The 1,390-nt window shown below is 60.2% G+C and carries 1 protein-coding gene; it reads left to right on the top strand.

Annotation, left to right across the window (positions count from 1 at the left end; all coding sequences use genetic code 11):
- A protein-coding gene (locus VE128_01830) for an IS3 family transposase (GenBank protein HZD84260.1) occupies positions 1 to 1,096 on the top strand; the annotation gives its coding sequence in 2 pieces (ribosomal slippage) (positions 1 to 219 and positions 219 to 1,096; 1,097 coding nt annotated over the 2 pieces). This gene is flagged as partial in the annotation.
- Positions 1,097 to 1,390: the final 294 nt, after the last annotated feature.

The following is a 1,390-nucleotide window of genomic DNA, read 5'->3' as shown; positions in this document are numbered from 1 at the left end:
AGGCGAAGGTGGCGCTGGCCGCCATCAAGGGCGATCGAACACTGGCTCAGCTTGCGGAGCAGTTCGACATCCATCCCAATCAGATCACATCGTGGAAAGCCCAGCTCGAAGGCGGAGCTGCCGATGTTTTTGGTCCCGGTGGCGGCAAGGGAGCGGCGCAACCGACCGTGGACGTGAAGTCCTTGCACGCGAAGATCGGCGAGCTGACGCTGGAAAACGATTTTTTAGGGGGAGCGCTCACCAAGGCGGGATTGCTGAGCGCAAAGCGATGATTGACCGTGCGCACGATCTGCCGATCACAAAGCAGGCGAAGGTCCTGCGCATCAGCCGTGGCAGTGTCTACTACCTGCCGCGGCCGGTGTCGGCGACCGATCTGGAAGTTATGCGACGTCTCGACCGGCTGCATCTGGAGTTTCCCTTCGCCGGCTCGCGGATGTTGCGAGGCCTGCTGGTTGCCGAGGGGTGCAAGATCGGCCGTCGGCATGTCAAAACGCTGATGCGGCGGATGGGGATAGAAGCGCTCTACCGCCGTCCGCGCACCACGAAGCCGGAGCCCGGCCACAAGATCTACCCGTATCTGCTGCGCGGGATGGAGATCACGCGGCCGAACCAGGTGTGGGCGATGGACATCACCTACATTCCGATGGCACGTGGCTTCGTGTATCTGGCCGTCGTGCTCGATTGGTTCAGCCGTCGCGTGCTGTCGTGGCGGGTATCGATCACGATGGAGGCGGCATTCTGCGTCGAGACGCTGGAGGATGCTTTGGCTCGTCACGGCAAGCCGGAGATCTTCAATACGGACCAGGGCTCGCAGTTCACGGGCGAGGCCTTCACCGGCGTGCTCGCCGACAACGGCATTGCGATCAGCATGGACGGCAAGGGCGCTTGGCGCGACAACGTCTTCGTCGAACGGCTGTGGCGCACCGTCAAATATGAGGAGGTGTATCTGCAGGCCTACGACAGCGTCAGCGAGGCCCGTGCTTCGATCGGCCGTTACCTCGACTTCTATAATGGCCGGCGCCCACATTCGAGCCTTGACGGCACGACACCGGATCAAGCCTACTTCACCCCGCTGCCACTCCGCTTGGCAGCCTAACTTCGGCAGGCACTCCACTTATCGAGGCGGAAATTCTGTTCAGACAACCGGGGTCACTTCATTCTTCGTTGCACCAAAGCGGGTGCTAACGAACAATCACGTCGTGAGTGGGTGCACAAAAGACATTCAAGTGCGGTATCCAGACGGGAGGCCGTATACAGCAACAATATCCGGTCAAGACCCCAAAAATGATCTGGTTCTGCTGCATACCGATATGGACAATCTTTCGACAGCCGCCTTCGAAACTAGGCCACGGGTTGGCGACCAGGTGGCTACCTATGGCTTTCCCTACTC

Source organism: Candidatus Angelobacter sp. (assembly GCA_035643775.1).
GTDB lineage: Bacteria > Bacteroidota > Bacteroidia > Flavobacteriales > Blattabacteriaceae > DASQPV01.
This window is presented reverse-complemented; position numbering and strand designations above follow the sequence as displayed.